Source organism: Pseudomonas sp. Tri1 (genome assembly GCF_017968885.1).
Lineage (GTDB): Bacteria > Pseudomonadota > Gammaproteobacteria > Pseudomonadales > Pseudomonadaceae > Aquipseudomonas.
The window spans coordinates 2,252,209-2,270,151 of the sequence record NZ_CP072913.1; the positions used below are offsets into that span (position 1 = coordinate 2,252,209).

15 protein-coding genes are annotated in these 17,943 nt (G+C 61.7%); 6 read left to right on the top strand and 9 right to left on the bottom strand.

The genetic code is table 11. The annotated features are described in order from the left end of the window. The first annotated feature begins 145 nt into the window (after nt 1-145). From J9870_RS10020 to J9870_RS10030, 3 genes are all read left to right on the top strand, one after another. On the top strand, nt 146-418 hold the full coding sequence (locus tag J9870_RS10020; RefSeq protein WP_003183171.1) for an HU family DNA-binding protein: 273 nt from the start codon (nt 146-148) through the stop codon (nt 416-418). Between the two features lie 224 nt (nt 419-642). Beyond that, complete coding sequence (locus tag J9870_RS10025; RefSeq protein WP_210643742.1) at nt 643-2,514, top strand: SurA N-terminal domain-containing protein; 1,872 nt, start codon at nt 643-645, stop codon at nt 2,512-2,514. Nucleotides 2,515-2,740: 226 nt separating this feature from the next. Continuing rightward, nucleotides 2,741-3,556: a DUF2242 domain-containing protein gene (locus J9870_RS10030; RefSeq protein WP_210643743.1), complete on the top strand. Its 816-nt coding sequence runs from the start codon at nt 2,741-2,743 to the stop codon at nt 3,554-3,556. A 302-nt stretch (nt 3,557-3,858) separates the two neighbouring features. Here the strand turns inward: J9870_RS10030 and J9870_RS10035 are convergent, their stop codons facing one another. Further along, nucleotides 3,859-4,896, bottom strand: coding sequence for an AraC family transcriptional regulator (locus tag J9870_RS10035; protein ID WP_210643744.1), 1,038 nt, complete (start codon nt 4,894-4,896; stop codon nt 3,859-3,861). 2 nt (nt 4,897-4,898) lie between these two features. Then, complete coding sequence (locus J9870_RS10040; protein ID WP_210643745.1) at nt 4,899-6,029, bottom strand: carbon-nitrogen hydrolase family protein; 1,131 nt, start codon at nt 6,027-6,029, stop codon at nt 4,899-4,901. 205 nt (nt 6,030-6,234) lie between these two features. Between J9870_RS10040 and J9870_RS10045 the strand changes: the two genes are divergently transcribed. Together J9870_RS10045 and J9870_RS10050 are read left to right on the top strand one after the other, a co-directional pair. Next, a complete protein-coding gene (locus J9870_RS10045; protein WP_210643746.1) occupies nt 6,235-8,274 on the top strand; it encodes an NADPH-dependent 2,4-dienoyl-CoA reductase in 2,040 nt (679 codons plus the stop codon). Nucleotides 8,275-8,476: 202 nt separating this feature from the next. Next, nucleotides 8,477-9,385: a pyridoxal-phosphate dependent enzyme gene (locus J9870_RS10050; RefSeq protein ID WP_210643747.1), complete on the top strand. Its 909-nt coding sequence runs from the start codon at nt 8,477-8,479 to the stop codon at nt 9,383-9,385. Nucleotides 9,386-9,392: 7 nt separating this feature from the next. On the opposite strand, the gene J9870_RS10055 is transcribed toward J9870_RS10050, so the two are convergent. Continuing rightward, the gene (locus J9870_RS10055; protein ID WP_210643748.1) at nt 9,393-9,941 is read right to left on the bottom strand and encodes a cytochrome b; all 549 of its coding nucleotides are present in this window, start codon (nt 9,939-9,941) and stop codon (nt 9,393-9,395) included. Between the two features lie 190 nt (nt 9,942-10,131). Continuing rightward, on the bottom strand, nt 10,132-11,538 hold the full coding sequence (gene tssI, locus J9870_RS10060; protein ID WP_210643749.1) for a type VI secretion system tip protein TssI/VgrG: 1,407 nt from the start codon (nt 11,536-11,538) through the stop codon (nt 10,132-10,134). 219 nt (nt 11,539-11,757) lie between these two features. Here tssI and J9870_RS10065 point away from each other — a divergent pair, with 219 nt between their 5' ends. Further along, nucleotides 11,758-12,462, top strand: a complete 705-nt coding sequence (locus J9870_RS10065; RefSeq protein ID WP_003199952.1) for a YebC/PmpR family DNA-binding transcriptional regulator — start codon at nt 11,758-11,760, stop codon at nt 12,460-12,462. 56 nt (nt 12,463-12,518) lie between these two features. Here J9870_RS10065 and J9870_RS10070 read toward each other — a convergent pair whose 3' ends face one another. The 5 genes from J9870_RS10070 to J9870_RS10090 form a co-directional block, all read right to left on the bottom strand. After that, nucleotides 12,519-13,844: a protein kinase gene (locus tag J9870_RS10070; RefSeq protein ID WP_210643750.1), complete on the bottom strand. Its 1,326-nt coding sequence runs from the start codon at nt 13,842-13,844 to the stop codon at nt 12,519-12,521. Nucleotides 13,845-14,052: 208 nt separating this feature from the next. Next, a complete protein-coding gene (locus tag J9870_RS10075; protein WP_210643751.1) occupies nt 14,053-15,114 on the bottom strand; it encodes an ABC transporter substrate-binding protein in 1,062 nt (353 codons plus the stop codon). 18 nt (nt 15,115-15,132) lie between these two features. Continuing rightward, nucleotides 15,133-16,248: an FAD-dependent oxidoreductase gene (locus J9870_RS10080; RefSeq protein ID WP_210643752.1), complete on the bottom strand. Its 1,116-nt coding sequence runs from the start codon at nt 16,246-16,248 to the stop codon at nt 15,133-15,135. Beyond that, the gene (locus tag J9870_RS10085; protein ID WP_210643753.1) at nt 16,245-17,600 is read right to left on the bottom strand and encodes an FAD-dependent oxidoreductase; all 1,356 of its coding nucleotides are present in this window, start codon (nt 17,598-17,600) and stop codon (nt 16,245-16,247) included. Before J9870_RS10085 ends, J9870_RS10080 begins: the two co-directional genes overlap by 4 nt. Before the next feature lie 49 nt (nt 17,601-17,649). Beyond that, nucleotides 17,650-17,940, bottom strand: a complete 291-nt coding sequence (locus J9870_RS10090) for a (2Fe-2S)-binding protein (RefSeq protein ID WP_210643754.1) — start codon at nt 17,938-17,940, stop codon at nt 17,650-17,652. Between the last annotated feature and the right edge of the window lie 3 nt (nt 17,941-17,943).

A 17,943-nucleotide genomic window follows, 5' to 3' on the forward strand; every position in this document is an offset into this window, starting at 1 on the left:
GCATTTGCCTGGGGGGCTTCCTTGACAGTTTTTTAGAGCCCTTGTTATAAAGCGGCTCTTAAGTGTCTGTAGGCCATTCAGCACTCGTTTTTGCTTTCACCAAAAAAACTTAGAATCATCTCAAATAGATATAAGGGGACTTAGAGTGAACAAGTCGGAACTGATTGATGCTATCGCTGCATCCGCTGATATCCCGAAAGCTGCTGCTGGCCGTGCGCTGGACGCTGTAATCGAATCCGTCACTGGCGCTCTCAAGGCCGGCGACTCCGTGGTTCTGGTAGGTTTCGGCACCTTCTCCGTGACCGACCGTCCAGCTCGTACCGGTCGCAACCCGCAGACTGGCAAGACGCTGGAAATCCCTGCTGCCAAAAAGCCGGGTTTCAAAGCTGGTAAAGCACTGAAAGAAGCCGTTAACTAAGGTTTCATTGAGTTTATCCGGGTCGGGGTCATGCCTGGCTTGGCAGCGGAGCGGTAATACGACCGGTTGCTACCGGTGTGTGACGCCAGGGCTTGCGGGTTCGAGCCCGGTCCGCTCCGCCAGTTACGAGAAGGCGCATCCTCGGATGCGCCTTTCTTCTATCCGGATTCTACCCACGCTCCACGGTTGCCTAATTTTGAAGTTCAACCGTTTCTGGGGGACGCATGCTGCAGAATATCAGGGACAATTCACAAGGCTGGATTGCCAAGACCATCATCGGGGTCATCGTCGCGTTGATGGCGTTGACCGGTTTCGATGCCATTTTCAAAGCCACCACCAACAGCAACGAAGCGGCCAAGGTCAACGGCGAAAACATCAGCCAGAACGAGCTGAGTCAGGCGGTCGATATGCAACGCCGTCAGCTCATGCAACAGCTGGGCAAGGATTTTGACGCCTCCCTGCTGGACGAAAAGATGCTGCGTGAATCGGCGCTCAAGGGCCTGATCGATCGCAAGCTGTTGCTGCAAGGTGCACACGACGCGAAATTCGCTTTCTCCGAAGCCGCGCTGGATCAAGTGATCCTGCAAACGCCTGAGTTTCAGGTCGATGGCAAGTTCAGCCCCGAGCGTTTCGATCAGGTGATCCGCCAGCTGGGTTACAACCGCCTGCAATTCCGTCAGATGCTGGCTCAGGAAATGCTGATCGGTCAGCTGCGTGCCGGTCTGGCTGGCAGCGGTTTCGTCACCGATGCGCAGGTCCTGGCATTCGCCCGCCTGGAAAAGCAGACCCGTGATTTCGCTACCTTGAACATCAAGGCTGACCCGTCGGCCGTGAAGCTGACCGATGACGAGGTCAAGGCTTACTACGACAAACACGCCAAGGAATTCATGACGCCCGATCAGGTGGTCATCGATTACCTCGAGCTGAAGAAGGCCTCGTTCTTCGATCAGGTCAGCGTCAAGGACGAAGACCTGCAAGCGGCCTATCAGAAAGAAATCGCCAACCTGTCCGAACAGCGTCGGGCTGCGCACATTCTGATCGAGGTGAACGACAAGGTCACCGAAGCCCAGGCGAAGGCGAAGATCGAGGAGATTCAGGCGCGTCTGGCCAAAGGCGAGTCGTTTGAAGCCCTGGCGAAGGAGTTTTCCCAGGACCCGGGTTCGGCAAGCAACGGTGGCGATCTCGGTTATGCCGGTCCAGGCGTCTATGATCCGGAATTCGAAAAGGCACTGTATGCCTTGAACAAGGATCAGGTATCGGCACCGGTGCGCACCGATTTCGGTTTGCACCTGATCAAGCTGCTGGGTGTTGAAGCGCCTGAAGTCCCGACGTTTGCCAGCCTCAAGGACAAGCTGACCCGCGAGCTGAAAACCCAACAGGTGGAGCAGCGTTTCGTGGAGGCGACCAAGCAACTGGAGGATGCCTCGTTCGAAGCGTCCGACCTGGCGCAGCCGGCCCAGGACCTGAAGCTGACCGTCCACACCTCGGCACCGTTCGGGCGTGAAGGCGGAGAGGGCGTTGCGGCCAATCGCGCCGTGGTTACCGCCGCGTTCAGCCCGGAAGTGTTGGATGAAGGGGCCAACAGCGCCGCCATCGAACTGGACCCGGAAACTGTCGTGGTGTTGCGTGCCAAGGAGCACCGCAAGCCTGAGCAGATGCCGCTCGAAAGCGTCGCAGGGCCCATTCGGGCTCAACTGGCCAAGGAGCACGCCAGCGAGGCTGCCAAGGCCCGTGGGGATGAGTTGATCGCTAGCCTGCGTGATGGCAAGACTGCGTTGGATAAACCGGTCGTCGGTCAAAGCTGGAAAGTCAGCGAAGCGGCAACCCGCAACCAGGAAGGTATCGACCCGGCGGTGCTGCAGGCACTGTTCCGCATGCCCAAGCCTGAGTCCAAGGACAAGCCGACGTTCACCAGCGTGACCTTGCCTGACGGCAGCGTGGTGGTCGTGCGTCTGAACGGCGTGAACGAAGCAGCAGCACCAACCGACGAAGAGAAGGCGCAGTACCGTCGCTACCTCGCTTCGCGTATCGGCCAGCAGGACTTTGCGGCTTATCGCAAGCAGTTGGAGAGCCAGGCGGACATCAAGCGTTTCTAAATGCCTTGATGGCTTGCTGATCGAAGACCCCGGCCGAAAAGCCGGGGTCTTTTTTTATGTCTGGTTGTTGCTAATGGCAGGGTGTTCGTCGATCCATCGGGATTGCTTCTTTTTCCTGCAAACAACCCCCAGTAGACTTGTAACCCGTTTAAGTCGTGATTACTCACGCTGCCGAGCCGCGTTCTGTTGCACAATACGCCCCGGACTGTTTTTCTCAGGATGTTCAATGTTCATATCACCTCACATGCGCACCATCGGGCTTGCGTTGGCGTTGGCCGCCGCAGCCGGTTGCTCGTCCAAGAAAGCCGCCATTTACGAGCATGAAAACTTCGATGATTCCGGTACGTTCTCGCGCACTTATCCAGTGAGCGATGCGGCGACCTGTGAAGCCGGGCGTCGGGCGTTGCTCAGTCAGGGCTACATCATCACCAGCAGCGATGCGAAACTGGTCAGCGGTCACAAGAGCTTTCAGCAGACCGGCGAAACCCACATGGAGATCAGCTTCAACCTGGTCTGTGCCGAAGACGGCGGTGCTGGACACCGTGCGACCATGTTCGCCAACGCCCTGCAGGACCGCTATGCCCTGAAGAAGACCAACAACTCCGCCAGCCTGGGTGTGGGAGTGCTGGGCTCGGTATCGATGCCGATCGGCTCCTCAGATGATTCGATGGTCAAGGTCGCCAGCGAAACCGTATCGGCGGCCAAGTTCTACGAGCGGTTCTTTGCTCTAGTGGAGCTGTTCTTGCCACCTGAAGCGAAAAAGGCTGTCGAGAACGTCGAGAAGCCAAAAGCTGAACTGGGCGTCCCGGAAACCAAGCTCGAACCGGCGGCGTTGGTGCCTGCTCCTGAGCCCGCCGCACCGCAGGCCGCGCCAACGCCAGTGGAAGCCGCTCCCGCAGCCTCGGAGCCGATCACCCCGCCAGCCGAGCCGGCACCGATTGCTCCCGAGTCGTCCGAGCCCGCGCCGGCGACAGAAACCATCACTGCGCCACCGCCCAGTACGTTGGCGCCTCCGAGCGAGCCAATCCAGCCACTCCCTTGAGGTCCGGCAAGAGGATAATCCCTTGCCACACCTTCACAGGGTAATTTCCCGACGCTGTGCTACGTTTAATTCATGAAGCTTTTGCTTCATGTTTTGTTCATAAAGCAGCTTTATGCTGATTCCAACGCCATCAGGCATCGGTTTCAACGACAGGGGAAGGACTCGTAATGGATGATTATCAGGAAGAGCTGCTGGAATACCAGGCGTATGAACTGGACCCGCTGGAACCCGCCGAGGACGCGACGGAGTTGTAGGGGGAAAGTTGCCTGCACGCCTCAAGTTGCAAGCGGCAATCTTTAAGCTCAGTAACTCCTATGACTGCGCCGAAACTCTCCAGGCGTCTGGTCGTTCCAGCGCTTGAAGGCACGTTGGAACGCTTCGGCTGAGGCGAAGCCCAACAGGTAGGCGATTTCGCCGAACGCCAGTTCAGTCTCGCGGATGTAGGTCATGGCCAGGTCGCGGCGAGTGTCATTGAGGATTGCGCGATACTGCGTACCCTCTTCGGCCAGTTTGCGGCGCAGGGTCCAGGTCGGCAGCTTCAAGCGTGCCGCCACTTCTTCCAGGTCGGGTTCCCGACCGCCATTGAGCAACGGCCCCAACAGTTGGATGATGCGCTCGCGCAAACTGCGGGTGCGGGTCAACTGTTCCAGCTCCTGTTCACACAACTTAACCAGATGCCGCCAGGTACTCGGGCAATGTTGCCGGTTGCGCCGGGCGAGACTGTCCAGGCCCAGGCGCAGCTGATTCTGCTGGGCGCCAAACTGGATCGGACAATCACCGAGCGTGCGGTAGGCTTCCACGTACGCCGGTTCTTCGAATTCGATCTCTATGCGTTCGGCCCTTAGCGCGATGTCGCTCACACTGGAGAGCTGCGTCAGCCAGCCAGCGATGATCGAGTCTACGACGAAGCGGTTGTAGGCGTTATACGGACTGATGGAGTAAAAACGCAGCCAAGCGCCCCGGGCGTCCTCGTGAAAACTCGACTGGCCGCGATAGTTGGAACCGTATAGGGGCTCGAAGCGGATCATGCAGCGCGCGGCTTCGCGTACTGTCGGCGCCTGGGCGGCGGTGACGCCCGCCAGCCCAGCCTGGCTCAAACGGCTGAGTTGACCCATACGCAGGCCCAGTGCCGGGTCCTGGGTCTGCTGGATCGCCGCGTGGCCCAGGCGCATGTAGCGTGGGATCGACAGTCGAGCCCCGGGTTCGGCCAGGCGCGCGGCATCCAGACCGTACTGCTCAAGCAGGGGTTGAGGGTCCTGCCCATGGCTGGCGACCGCATCCGCCAGGCTATGGACGAAGCCTACTGACAGATCCCCCAAGCGCATCGGTTGCGGTTTCATGTTCACAACCAAAGGTTCAGCAGACGGGCGCCACGAGCCTCGCCGTCGGGGAAGTGTTCGCCGTTGTGGCTGATGAAACTCTGGCCTGTGCTGGCGCTGTCCCAGAATTGGCCCCGCAGGAAGACGCTGACGCCAGCTGTGGCCCGGCTGGTGGGCAGTTGGCTAGTCAGCGTCAGGCGATGCCAGGCCTGGCCTTCGCTGACTTCGCCTGGCTTGAGGCTCACTTCGCTCGGCGTGGACAGGCCTTTGTAACCACCCCAGGGCTTGTTCCACGTGTCGCGACCGATGATGAAGGCGGGCACGGCGATCAGTTGTGCGCCTTGGTCATCGAGTTGCCGATAGTGGCGGGGGTACCAGCTGTCGCTGCCAATCAGCACGCCCAGGCGCCCGGCAGGGGTGTCGATGACGCGGGTTGCGTTCGGGGGGGCGGCCCCCAGTACGTCTCGTTGTTCGAACACGGGATGTTGTTGGCGCTGGGGCTGGCCGATTGGTCGTCCGTCGCGACCGAACACCAGGCTGCTGTTATACAGCGCGCCGCGGCCAATCTTCAGTTCACCTTCGCTGACGCTGGGTTCGGGCAGCACGATGGAGCCGGCCACCAGAGTCACGCCGAATTCCTTGGCCAGCCCGCCAAACAGTGTCTGATAGTCATGGGCCATGGTATCGGCCTTCATGCGCAGGTAGGCATCGTCCAGTCGGTTGTCACCTTGAGCACTGAACAAGGCGCGGGTAAACGCCAGCGGATTGCTGACCGCCAGCCAGTTCATGGCGTCCTTCAATGTGGCAGCCTGATACAACTCGTCTTTTTCACCGCTGACCATCAGCCAGGTGCCGATGTGCTCGGGCAAGACCACGATGGTTTTGTCATTGAGAAAGCCCAGGTCGCGAGCGTTTTGCAAATAGGCCGCCAGTTTGCGACGCAGGTGCTCGGGGCTCTGGTAGTCGGTGGGAAATAACTCGGGTTGGATGCCCAACAAGTTGCCCCGGTCGGCGGGTGTGCCCTGGTCGACCGCCAGGTTGATGCGAAGGTCTGACAGGTAATGGCCCGCCGGACGGTCCATCGTCCACAGTGCGTAGGTGATCAGGGCGGCAATCAAGGCCAGTGAAAACAGCAGGTACAGAAATTTGCGCATGGGGACAGTCAGCGGCCGTGTGCGGATTCAATGACTAGGGTAGGGCCCACCGTGGGCGTTGCCAAGGGGCGCTGCGCATTTGGATCATTAAGTTGTCAGTTACGGTCATTGAGTGAGCGCATCCTGGCTCTTAGGCTGTCGGTCATGACAGAGGGAAGCCGCAGAGCTTCCGTATTTCCCGTGATTGCCCGTTGTGGAGTGACCGATGACCGCCTCTCATTACCCGCACCTGTTGGCCCCGTTGGACCTGGGTTTTACCACGTTACGCAACCGTACCCTGATGGGGTCGATGCATACGGGGCTGGAAGAAAAGCCCGGCGGTTTCGAACGCATGGCGGCCTATTTTGCCGAGCGGGCCCGAGGCGGCGTGGGCCTGATGGTTACTGGTGGTATCGGGCCGAACGACGAGGGCGGCGTGTACTCCGGTGCCGCCAAACTGACCACTGAAGAAGAGGCCCGCAAGCACCAGATCGTCACCCGCGCCGTACACGAGGCCGGTGGCAAGATCTGCATGCAGATCCTCCATGCCGGGCGCTACGCCTACAGCCCCAAGCAAGTGGCGCCGAGTGCGATCCAGGCGCCGATCAACCCGTTCAAGCCCAAGGAACTGGACGAGGAGGGTATCGAAAAGCAGATCAGCGACTTCGTCACTTGTTCGGTACTGGCTCAGCAGGCCGAATATGATGGTGTCGAGATCATGGGCTCGGAGGGTTATTTCATTAACCAGTTCCTGGCAGCCCACACCAACCACCGTACTGACCGCTGGGGCGGCAGCTATGAAAACCGCATGCGTCTGCCGGTGGAAATCGTGCGACGGGTGCGCGAGGCGGTCGGTCCGAATTTCATCATTATCTTTCGCCTGTCGATGCTCGATCTGGTGGAGGGTGGCAGTTCCTGGGACGAGATCGTCCAATTGGCCAAGGCCATCGAGCAGGCCGGCGCGACGATTATCAACACCGGTATCGGTTGGCACGAAGCGCGAATTCCCACTATCGCCACCAAGGTTCCGCGAGCGGCGTTCAGCAAGGTCACGGCCAAGCTGCGCGGTTCGGTGAATATTCCACTGATCACTACCAACCGTATCAACACTCCGGAAGTGGCCGAGCGGATCCTGGCCGAAGGCGACGCCGACATGGTCTCCATGGCACGGCCGTTCCTGGCCGATCCGGACTTCGTCAATAAGGCCGCGGCGGGCCGTAGCGATGAAATCAACACCTGCATTGGCTGCAACCAGGCCTGCCTGGACCATACCTTTGGCGGCAAGCTCACCAGTTGCCTGGTGAACCCGCGGGCCTGTCACGAAACCGAACTCAACTACTTGCCGGTGACCCAGGTGAAGAAAATCGCCGTGGTCGGTGCCGGCCCGGCCGGGTTGGCTGCCGCTACGGTGGCGGCCGAGCGGGGGCACCAGGTGACGCTGTTCGATTCGGCCAGCGAAATCGGCGGCCAGTTCAATATCGCCAAGCGTGTGCCAGGCAAAGAGGAGTTCTTCGAAACCCTGCGTTACTTCAATCGCAAGTTGCAGACCACGAATGTCGAGCTGTGCCTCAACACCCGGGTGGATGTGGCGCGACTGGTGGCGGGCGGTTACGACGAGATCATCCTTGCCACCGGCATCGCGCCGCGTGTGCCGGCGATTGCTGGTGTGGAGCATGCCAAGGTGTTGAGCTACCTGGACGTGATCCTGGAGCGCAAGCCGGTAGGCCATAGCGTGGCGGTAATCGGTGCCGGCGGTATTGGCTTCGACGTATCGGAATTCCTGGTCCATCAGGGCGTTGCCACCAGCCAGGACCGTGAAGCGTTCTGGAAGGAGTGGGGGATCGACACCCAGCTCCAGGCGCGTGGCGGCGTGGCCGGGATCAAGGCCGAACCCCACGCACCGGCACGCCAGGTGTTCCTGCTGCAGCGCAAGGCATCCAAGGTCGGTGACGGCCTGGGCAAGACCACTGGCTGGATTCATCGCACGGGCCTGAAGAACAAGCAGGTGCAGATGCTCAACAGCGTCGAGTACCTGAAGATCGACGACGAAGGCCTGCACATTCGCATTGGTGAAGCTGGCGAGCCGCAAGTGCTGGCAGTGGACAACATCGTGATCTGCGCCGGCCAGGATCCGCTGCGCGAGTTGCAGGAAGGCTTGGTGGCGGCGGGGCAGAATGTCCACCTCATTGGTGGTGCCGACGTGGCGGCGGAGCTGGATGCCAAGCGGGCGATCAACCAGGGATCGCGGTTGGCGGCGCAGTTGTAAGGCGCCCGCTCAAGGATAACCCGGTCCTCTGTGGGAGCGAGCTTGCTCGCGATGACGGCATTACATTCAACATCCATGTTGACTGGTCCGACGCCATCGCGAGCAAGCTCGCTCCCACAGAGGGATGGGGGGAATTCAGATCCTGAAGTCACCTGCGACCGAGCTGTTAAGATGCCGGCATATTTTCGACCGGCCTGCCGCAATGCTTCTCCCCGCCCTCGATTGGCACCCCCAACCCCGCCTCGAACCCCTTCATCTGGACTGGCTTGCCCGTGCTGCAGTTGAAGTGGCGGTGTTGCGTCTGGACCGGATCGATCCGCTGATCAGCGGTAACAAGTGGTTCAAGCTGCATCACCATTTGCGCGCTGCTCATGAGGCCGGCGCCGAGGGGCTCATGAGCCTGGGCGGCGTTTACTCCAACCATCTGCATGCGCTGGCGGCGGCAGGCAAGCGTTTCGGCTTTCCTACGGTCGGGCTGCTGCGCGGCCATCCCAGGGAAACGCCAACGGTGCTCGACCTCCAAGCGTTCGGCATGACGCTGCACTGGTTGGGTTATGGTGGATACCGAGCGCGGCATGCGGCGGATTTCTGGGGGCCCTGGCAGGGGCAATATCCACATCTGCATCCGGTACCCGAGGGCGGTTCAGGATTGCCCGGCGCCCAGGGTTGCATGAGCTGGGTGACCCGTGCCCGTGAGCAACTGGCGGCGTTGGGGTGGACGGATTATCACGGCTGGTGGTTGGCCTGCGGTACCGGCACGTCGTTGGCGGGGTTGGTATTGGCCGAAGCGGGAGAGCGCCCGGTCTACGGTGTGCTGGCGGTGCCTCAGGACCATGGCGTGGCGCAGCAGGTCGAAAGCATCGTGGAGGCGGCGGGACTTGCCCATCCGCTTTATGAATTGTTCGACGGCAGCCGAGGCGGTTTCGCCCGGGTCGATGCCCAACTCAGCGCCTTCATCGGCGCCACCGACGCTATCGAGCTGGAACCGTTGTACACCGGCAAGGCACTGATGTTGCTCAGGGCGCAGGTCGAGGCAGGGCGGTTTGCTCCTGGCACTCGCTTGATCTTCGTTCACACCGGCGGCTTGCAAGGCCGCCGGGGTTTCGAATAGCCGGCGATCAACCGCGTTTGGGCATCATCCGCAGCAGCGTGTTATCGCGCACTATGTAGTGGTGATACAGGCCCGCCAGGGCATGCAGGCCAATCAACCAATAGCCGATGGTCCCGCCCAGCACATGCCAGCCTTCCAGCTGTTTGGCAAAATCCTTGTCTTGATTGATGAGCAGCGGCAAATCGAAACCGTAGAACATCACTTGATGCCCTTCGGCGCTGGTGATCAGCCAGCCCAGCAGCGGCATGGCGATCATGAACAAGTACAGTGCCCAGTGCATCAAGCGTGCAAGGAGGGTTTGCCACGCAGGCGACGCCGGGAAAATCGCCGGTGCCTTACCCATGCTGCGGGCGAACAGACGCAGCCAGACCAGCACAAACACCGTCAGGCCGAGCATGAAATGCGCTTCCTTGATCAGGGTTCTTCCGCCACTGCCCTTGGGAAAAATCCCTCGGAACTCGATGCAGGCATAAACCACGGCCAGCAAAACCAGCATCAGCCAATGCAAGGTGACTGTGACGGTACTGTAGCGGCTTTCTGAGTTTTTCCAGGGCATTGCAGGTATCTCCAGCATCAGGGTAAAGCGCCGTCTTGAGCGGCGTTGTGCTTTTACTGTAAGCCCGTTTCGCTGGGTTTGCATGAGCCAAATCAGTTTTACCGGCACGAAGATCCGGAAAGTGCTTTCGCAGGAGCGCGCAGGCTGTGCAGCCGAGTGGGCGCAGGCCCCTTGCTACCGAACAGACAGTTCAGGACGTTGTGTCCGGTGGGTTCAGGAGCCAGTCAAGCAACAGACCCGCGTCATCGTTGCCCGGCGCTGATTTCGGTGACGCAGCGGCCTGCCCGCCACCGCTGTCGATAATCCCGGGGCACAGCACGGGTCGATCGGGGTCGCCATCGAGAAAACTCACCAGTACTTCACTGCCGGCCATCAGGGTGGGGCTGGCGTCCAGCGTCAGTCGCGACACGGGCAGCGTGATGCCTTCCTCATCCGGGGTCCATAGGCTGACTTGGACTTGGCCGCGCTCATCCGGCCTGGCCGGTTGGCCGGCAGGGCCGAGCACACGGGCGATGTGATAGCCGGGGATGCGGGGCTTGAGATGCTTGAGTGTCGGCCTGAACACGGTGGACCAGGCAATGGCTGAGAATCGGTTGCGATAGTCCTGGGCTGGCGGTGTGGGCGGCAAATGGGTTTCAAGGATGGAAAATTGCCGCCCGCGATGCTGGACCTCGGTGATCAGCCATTGGTCATTGAAGGTCGATACCGGATGTTCGCAGATCTGCGCGATATGACCACTGCGCAGGGCCGACTGGCTGCTGTGGCCGTGTATCTCCTGTTGCCGACAACGCAGCCGTTCAAGGTTTCGGCGACCGACCTGGTAACGATGCGCCAGCGACGGGTTGCCGCGCAGTGTCTCGTGGTCGACACCGTCAAAGGCATGATTCGCCGCCAGATCCCCGGCTTCGCTGCTTGCCCGGTCGCTGAAGCCGGCTGGCGAGCCAGGCGCCATTGAACGGTGACGCTGGTAGAGCCGCTGTACGGCCGATGGCAGACTGGTGTCTTGGCGCAGGGTCAGTTCGACCGGCCGCGCCGGGAAGCTTCCAGGGTCTTCGGCGAACACCAGGACATGCCCATGGAGGGCATGTTCAAAGTGATAGTGGATGCCTTCTTCCTCGCATAAGCGCTGCAGCAGATCCAGATCGCTTTCCTCGTACTGGATGCAGAAAGGCCGGCTCGGGTACTGCCCATGGGGCAGCTCGAAACGGTAGCTGTGGGCGGGCAGCGCGTTGTCCTCCAACAGCCGCTGCAGCACCTGCACAACGCTGAGTCGATAGAAAACTCGTCGCTGCGGGCCTTGCTCCAGGCGCTGGAGGTAAGGAACCAAGGTCAAGCGGTAGCCAATGCGCTGCGAGTCATGCGCGTTCAGGCTGACGCTGTGGACAATCCCATGGATGCCCGCTTCGGCGTCCAGGCGCAGGAAGGCCGGTTGCCCCAACAGGGTGTCGGGGTTCAGTGGCGGCGCCAGGCCGATCAGTTCGAGGTCAAAGCGGTAAGGCTGGTTGAGGGCTTCACGACCATTGAACCGCAATACTTGCAATTGCAAGTCGCTTTGCGTGAGGGTCAGGCTGAAGGGACTTTCCGTGTCGTTGCGCATCGCCGTTCTTACTTGCAGAGAGAGAAGCGCAGAGGGTACGAAACCCCAGGGTGAAACGGTGCTAGCGAATCGCTATTTCAGAAAACCCCTACAACATCCTGTGGAAATGTCGATTCAATAGCGTGAATTTTTTGGTCGATCAGCCGGTTTAGGCCGTATAAACTTGCGCCACAGCGCCGGCCGGCAGATGTCTCGGCGCGTCAGACAAGAGAGTGAGTAATGGGCGCACAGTGGAAGGTTAAACACAAAGAAGCGGCTGCCAACGCCAAGGGCAAGATCTTCGGCAAGCTGGTGAAAGAAATCACCATTGCCGCGCGCAACGGCGCCGACACCGCAACCAACGCGCACTTGCGCCTGGTGGTCGAGCAGGCGAAGAAGGCCTCCATGCCCCGCGAGACCTTGGAACGTGCGATCAAGAAAGGCTCTGGCCAGCTCGGCGAAACCGTGCAATACCACCGCGTCACCTACGAAGGCTTCGCACCGCATCAGGTGCCGCTGATCGTGGAATGCGTGACCGACAACATCAACCGCACCGTTGCCGAGATTCGTGTGGCGTTCCGCAAGGGCCAACTGGGGGCCTCGGGTTCGGTTGCCTGGGACTTCAACCATGTCGGCATGATCGAGGCCGCACCGGACAGCCCGGATGCCGATCCGGAAATGGCCGCCATCGAGGCTGGCGCCCAGGACTTCGAGCCGGGCGAAGAAGGCGCGACATTGTTCCTTACCGATCCTGCCGACCTCGATGCCGTGCAGAAGGCGCTGCCGGAGCAGGGCTTTACTGTGTTGTCGGCCAAGTTGGGCTATCAGCCGAAGAACCCGGTCAGCGGCCTGACCGACGAGCAGATGGCTGAAGTCGAAGCGTTCCTCGAAGGCCTCGACAACCATGATGATGTGCAGGATATGTTTGTCGGGTTGGCGGGTTAAGCAGTACGACTCCCTTGTGGCGAGGGGATAAATCCCCTCGCCACAAGGGTGCTGACTCAACCGGTGTACTTGAACTCGCTCAGCAACCCTTCAATTTCCTCGAATCCCGGTCGCGCCAGCACCTCTGGCTGACAACAACGCACCTGCAGATCCTGCAACCTCGCCAGGTCCATAGCACCGAGCGGCGGTTCAATCCGCGCCATCAATTCCCCCAGCAGAATCCCGAAGGCCCGCACCTCGATGCGCTGTAGTACGCGGGTTTGCAGGGTGTCCGTGGTGGCGTGAAACGACGCCGCGCCAAAGTCCCCCAGCAGGCAATCGCCTTGGTCGTTGCAAAGAATGTTGTGCCCGTACAAATCCCCATGGGTGATCCCCTGGCGATGCAGGTGCGCCGCCACCGAGGCGATGCCCCGGGCGATGCGCAAGGCCACCGGGGCGCTCATGCGCAGCGCGTCGGCGTACACGTCGCGGGTGCACGACGCCAGGCTCGGCAGCCCGGCGAGGTTGCGATAACTGGGCTCGATCAGCGCCATCACCAGCCCGGTCTGTTCCTCGGGATGCCCGACAATCTGGCCCAGCACTTCAATCAGGTTCGGATGCCGACCTGCAGTGATGCAGGCATGCATTTCATGCAGGGGGGAGCCGTCGCTGGTCATCTGGCCCTTGTACAGCTTCACCGCGACTTTTCGAACCTCCTGGCCCGGCGGCTGCCACAGCGCCTGATGAATCACTCCCGACGCACCTTCGCCCAGTTGTTGTTGCAGGCTCAGTTGTGACCAATCGATGGGCGTTGTGGTATTCAGGGCTGCCGCCTCGGCCTGGGTTTCCAGCGGATTACCCGCGTAGGCGAGCCAACTGAGGCTTGGCAGCGCCAGTAACTCTTGCGGCAATTCGGTCAGTTGGTTGGCGGCGATGCGCAGCAGTTCGAGGCGATGGCACTGGCCCAGGCTCGCAGGCAGCTGGCGCAGGCGGTTACCGGCCAGCATCAGCTTTTGCAGAGGCGGGCGGTGGCCCAGCTCATCGGGTAATTGGCTGATGCAGTTATCGGTCAGGATCAGCCAGCGCAGCTGCGGTGGCAGGGCGGCAGCCGTGACGCGTTCGATGCGGTTGGCCTTGAAGCCGACCATGGTCAGCGCAGCACAACGGCCCAAGGCTTCGGGCAGCTCAGTGAAGCGGTTGTCCGAACAAAACAGCACGCGCAGGCGGCTCAGCCGATGCAGGTCGTCGGGTAGCGAATCCAGTTGATTGCCGCTGAGGTTGAGAATTTCGAGGGAGTCGGCCAGCTCGAAGATTTCCCGGGGAAACTGCGTCAGGCCGCAGGCCAGGTCCAGCCGGGTGATGCCTGAGAGCTGGCCGGCGCGCAGTTGGGCGAGGGTATCCATGGAGGGGGTCGCTGTTGATCAAGGGGCGGACGCACAGTCCGAAGCCAGACAGTTAACCAATAATCAGCCCAACACAAAACCCTGTGGCGAGGGATTTCTCTGTGGGAGCAAGGCTTGCACGCGATGCCGGCGCCTCTCTTTCTCTACGAGCGCGCTGTTTTCATCGGCTCCCGCAGCAGTGTTCCTCCCCTCGCCACAGTCGATCGCTCTAGCGCTCGATGCTGCGGTTCCACCGGGCATTCCAGGCTGGGCGTTGTTCGTTGACCTGGTCCCAATCCACTGCAATCGCCGTTTCCAGGTATTGCTTCATCGCTTCCACCTGGCCCCGGGTCTTGTCGGTGGTCGGGGTATTGGGGTTGGACGGGATCTGGTCGCCTTCTTCCAGGGCTATGGCCTGGGCTTCGGGCGTCAGCAGGAAGGCGGCGAGCTTCTGTGCCAGCTCCGGTTGGGTATTTTGGGCGATGGCGCATTCGGCGACGTTGAGCACCACGGCGCCTTCCTTCGGCTGCGCGTATTCGACCGGCATGCCCTTGAGTTTCAGCGCAGTCACCTGGGTGGGTGTCAGCGGGAACAGCGCGGCTTCATCGGTCTGCAGCATTTCGGAAATTTTCGCCGAGCTCGGGATGTATTCCAGCACGTTGCGTCCGACGGTGTTCGGCCAAGCCTTGAAGCCCGGCTCGACGTCGGCCTCGCTGCCGCCCTGGATCCGGTTGAACATCAGGAAACCGTGCAAGCCAAACGTGGATGAGGCCATTGACTGGAACACCACTTTGTCCTTGAAACGTGGGTCGGCCAGGTCCATCCATGATGTCGGCGCGTTCCAGCCTTTTTCCTTGAACAGCCGTGTGTTGTAGGCCAGCCCGGTCACGCCGAGGCTGACCGCCACGGCCTGTTCCTTGATGCGGCCCTTGGCCGGGATCTGTGCCAGGGGCGGGCTGTCCTCGAGCTTGTCGCACAGCCCCATGGCGATGGCGCGGTACATGATGCCGTCATCGAGGAACATCACGTGCATCTGCGGGTTGCCTTTACTGGCCTGGACTTTGGCCAGGATGTCGGCGGAGGTGCCAGGCACGATCACCACTTTGACGTTGTTGGCTTTCTCGAAGGCCGGCAAGACCTTGTCGGCGTAGAGCCGCTCCATGGTGCCGCCGTTCATGCCCAGGTAAAGCGTCGGCTCGGCCAACGCCTGGCTGACCGGGAGCAGGGCGCCCAGGCAAGCGCAACCCAGCGAGCAGAAACCGAACAGTGCACTGCGTTTGACGTTATTCATTGGCGCGACCTTCCTCTATCAAGCAACGGAGATGGAGTGAAACCGGGTGATGGAAAACGCATCCAGCGGTGTGGTTGATGCACCGCTGCAGATGATCTCGGTGAGTGCCTGGCCCACCGCCGGGCCGATCTGGAAGCCCGCGCCGGCGAAGCCGAACGCATGCAACAGGCCAGGTTGAGTGCCGCTGTGGCCGATCACCGGTTGGCGATCGGGCAGGTAACCTTCGGTGCCGCTCCAGGTACGAATCGCCTGGGCACCCTGCAAAAACGGATAGAGTTCGACCGCCTGGCGCAGGATGTCGATCACGGCGTTCTGGCCGGGGCGGGCGCGTGCGTCGTCCAGGGCAAAACCTTGACCGCCCCCCAGCACGCAGTTGCCGCGAGCGACTTGGCGCGCATAGATGCCGCCGCCCTCCACGCCGGTGCTGGCGTTCATCACCAAGGGCAATGGCTCGGTCACCAGCATCGCCGGGTGGCCGGCGTGCATGGGCACGGCTTCGCCGAACTGCGCGGCGAAATGGTTGGCCCAGGCGCCGGCGCAGTTCAGCAACCAGGGGGCGCGAAATGCCAGGCCTACCTCGGTGTGTACGCCAAATTGCTGGCCGTCATGTTCGACGCCGCTGACCGGGCATTGTTCGCGGACCTGTGCGCCATGCCTGCGGGCAGCCTGGGCAAAGGCCGGTGATACCAGGCGCGGGTTGGCATGGCCGTCATCCGGGCACAGCGATGCTCCGACCGCAACCGCACCGACCCATGGGAAACGGGCGCGCAACTCATTGCGATCCAGCAGTTGCAAATCGAGGCCGAAGCCCTGGCAACTGGCGGCGTAATCGTGCAACGCTTGCATATCTTGCGCACTCCGGGCCAGTTTCAGGTGACCGCTGCGCTGGTACTCACCGTCGATGCCGATCAATCGAGGCAACTGGCCCCAGATTTCATGAGCCCGTTGCGACAGGGGCAGTTGCGACAACGGCCGTCCCTGTCGACGCACGCCTCCGTAGTTCACGCCGCTGGAGTGCGAGCCGCAAAAGTCCCGCTCCAGCAATGCCACCCGTCGTCCGGCCTGGCTCAGGAACAACGCGGCCGAGGCGCCGACGATGCCGCCGCCGACGATCACCACATCCACCTCGATCATGGCTCGACCTCCAGGCCGAACGGCACGGGTTTGATCGGCGCCTGGGCCCGCAAGCGGCCGATGCTGGAGACCGGCCGGCCACTCTCGTGGGCGATGATCTCCGCTGCCGCAGCACCGCACATCCGTCCCTGGCAACGGCCCATGCCGACCCGGCAATGAGCCTTGACCCGGTTGATCTCCCAATGGCCTTCGCCCACCACCTGGCGGATGTCACCGACGCTGACTTCTTCGCAGCGGCAAAGCATCAGGTGGTCAACGGCTTCGGCGGCCCAACCTTCGGGGAAGGCAAACGCGTGTTCCAGACCCTGGCGGAAATGGCCGATGCGTTCGAGGGATTGTTCCAACTGCGTACAACGCTGCGGGTCGATCAGGTAACCGATGTCTTCCAGCAGCGCCAGGGCCGCCCGTTCACCGGCTATTTCAGCGGCATCGGCGCCCATGATCCCTGCACCGTCACCCGCCAGGTAGACCCCGGGCACGCTGCTACGACCGGCGCGATCTCGCTTCGGCAACCAGGCGCGATTGAGCGGGTTCCAGGTGAATTCGCAGCCCAGCAGGTCGGCCAATTGGGTTTCGCTGCGCAAGCCGTGGGCGAAGGCCAGCGCGTCGCAGTCAAGGAATTGCTCGCCTTTTGAGCTGCGCCATTTGAGCGACTGCACCCGGCGTTCGCCATCGATACGCGACAGGCTCGCCCCTTGTTGTACGGTGATGCCGCGGGCGGTCAACCAGGTGCGGTAATAGAGGCCCTTGGCGAGGGTGATCGGTTGGGCCAGCAGGCCGGGCAGGGCACGAACCTGGGCGCTGAAGGGCGAGCTGTCGAGCACCGCGACCACGTTGGCACCGGCCCTGGCGTATTGATACGCCACCAGATAAAGCAACGGACCGCTGCCGGCGAACACCACCCGTTCACCAATGGCGCACCCCTGGAACTTCAAGGCGATCTGCGCCGCGCCCAGGCTGTAAACCCCGGGCAGGGTCCAACCGGGCACGGGCAGGATCCGATCAGTGGCGCCGGTGGCGACGATCACCTTGGTGTACTCAAGGCGGTCGGCGCGGCCCTCATGCAAGGTGTCCAGCAAACCAGCCTCGGCGTTCCACACCAAGGTGTCGGGACGGTAATCGAGCTGTTCGCGCAGTTCGTCGAGGGCCTGGTGGATGGCGTTGGCCTTGTGCGCTTCGAAGCCATATAGCTTGGCTGGCGAGCGCTTGAAGTTGGGCGGTTGCCGTCGATAGATCTGCCCGCCACCGCGGGCGGCCTCGTCCAGCAGGATTGGGTAAACGCCATGGGCGACCAGCGTCTGCGCGGCACGGATACCGGCGGGGCCGGCGCCGATGATGGCTATCGATTTCATCGCCACCTCATAGGCAGGGCCGGGGGATTTGTGGTGCTGTCGACAATGTTCATACCTGACGCCCCGGTTCGCGGCTGATGTGCAGCCCTGCTTCGAGCAGGGTCGAGCAGGCGCGTACGCGGCGGCCATCGCCCAGGCGGACCCAGCAGTCCTGGCAGGCGCCCATCAGGCAGAAACCGGCCCGGGGTTCGGCGCTGAAGTCGCTGCCGCGCAGGTGTTCGCTGCTGGTCAGCACGGCGGTCAGCAACGTGTCGCCCAGCAGGCCGCTGGCAGGTACGCCGTCGAGGGTAAAGTCCAGGGCCGGGCGGTCGCCTTCGGCCAGTCGTTTCAGCAGAGCCATGGC

Coding starts and splice junctions, on each gene's coding strand:
- J9870_RS10025 (WP_210643742.1), top strand. CDS start 643: ATGCTGCAGAATATCAGGGACAATTCACAAGGCTGGATTGCCAAGACC.
- J9870_RS10030 (WP_210643743.1), top strand. CDS start 2,741: ATGTTCATATCACCTCACATGCGCACCATCGGGCTTGCGTTGGCGTTG.
- J9870_RS10035 (WP_210643744.1), bottom strand. CDS start 4,896: ATGAAACCGCAACCGATGCGCTTGGGGGATCTGTCAGTAGGCTTCGTC.
- J9870_RS10040 (WP_210643745.1), bottom strand. CDS start 6,029: ATGCGCAAATTTCTGTACCTGCTGTTTTCACTGGCCTTGATTGCCGCC.
- J9870_RS10045 (WP_210643746.1), top strand. CDS start 6,235: ATGACCGCCTCTCATTACCCGCACCTGTTGGCCCCGTTGGACCTGGGT.
- J9870_RS10050 (WP_210643747.1), top strand. CDS start 8,477: ATGCTTCTCCCCGCCCTCGATTGGCACCCCCAACCCCGCCTCGAACCC.
- J9870_RS10055 (WP_210643748.1), bottom strand. CDS start 9,941: ATGCCCTGGAAAAACTCAGAAAGCCGCTACAGTACCGTCACAGTCACC.
- tssI (WP_210643749.1), bottom strand. CDS start 11,538: ATGCGCAACGACACGGAAAGTCCCTTCAGCCTGACCCTCACGCAAAGC.
- J9870_RS10065 (WP_003199952.1), top strand. CDS start 11,758: ATGGGCGCACAGTGGAAGGTTAAACACAAAGAAGCGGCTGCCAACGCC.
- J9870_RS10070 (WP_210643750.1), bottom strand. CDS start 13,844: ATGGATACCCTCGCCCAACTGCGCGCCGGCCAGCTCTCAGGCATCACC.
- J9870_RS10075 (WP_210643751.1), bottom strand. CDS start 15,114: ATGAATAACGTCAAACGCAGTGCACTGTTCGGTTTCTGCTCGCTGGGT.
- J9870_RS10080 (WP_210643752.1), bottom strand. CDS start 16,248: ATGATCGAGGTGGATGTGGTGATCGTCGGCGGCGGCATCGTCGGCGCC.
- J9870_RS10085 (WP_210643753.1), bottom strand. CDS start 17,600: ATGAAATCGATAGCCATCATCGGCGCCGGCCCCGCCGGTATCCGTGCC.
- J9870_RS10090 (WP_210643754.1), bottom strand. CDS start 17,940: ATGGCTCTGCTGAAACGACTGGCCGAAGGCGACCGCCCGGCCCTGGAC.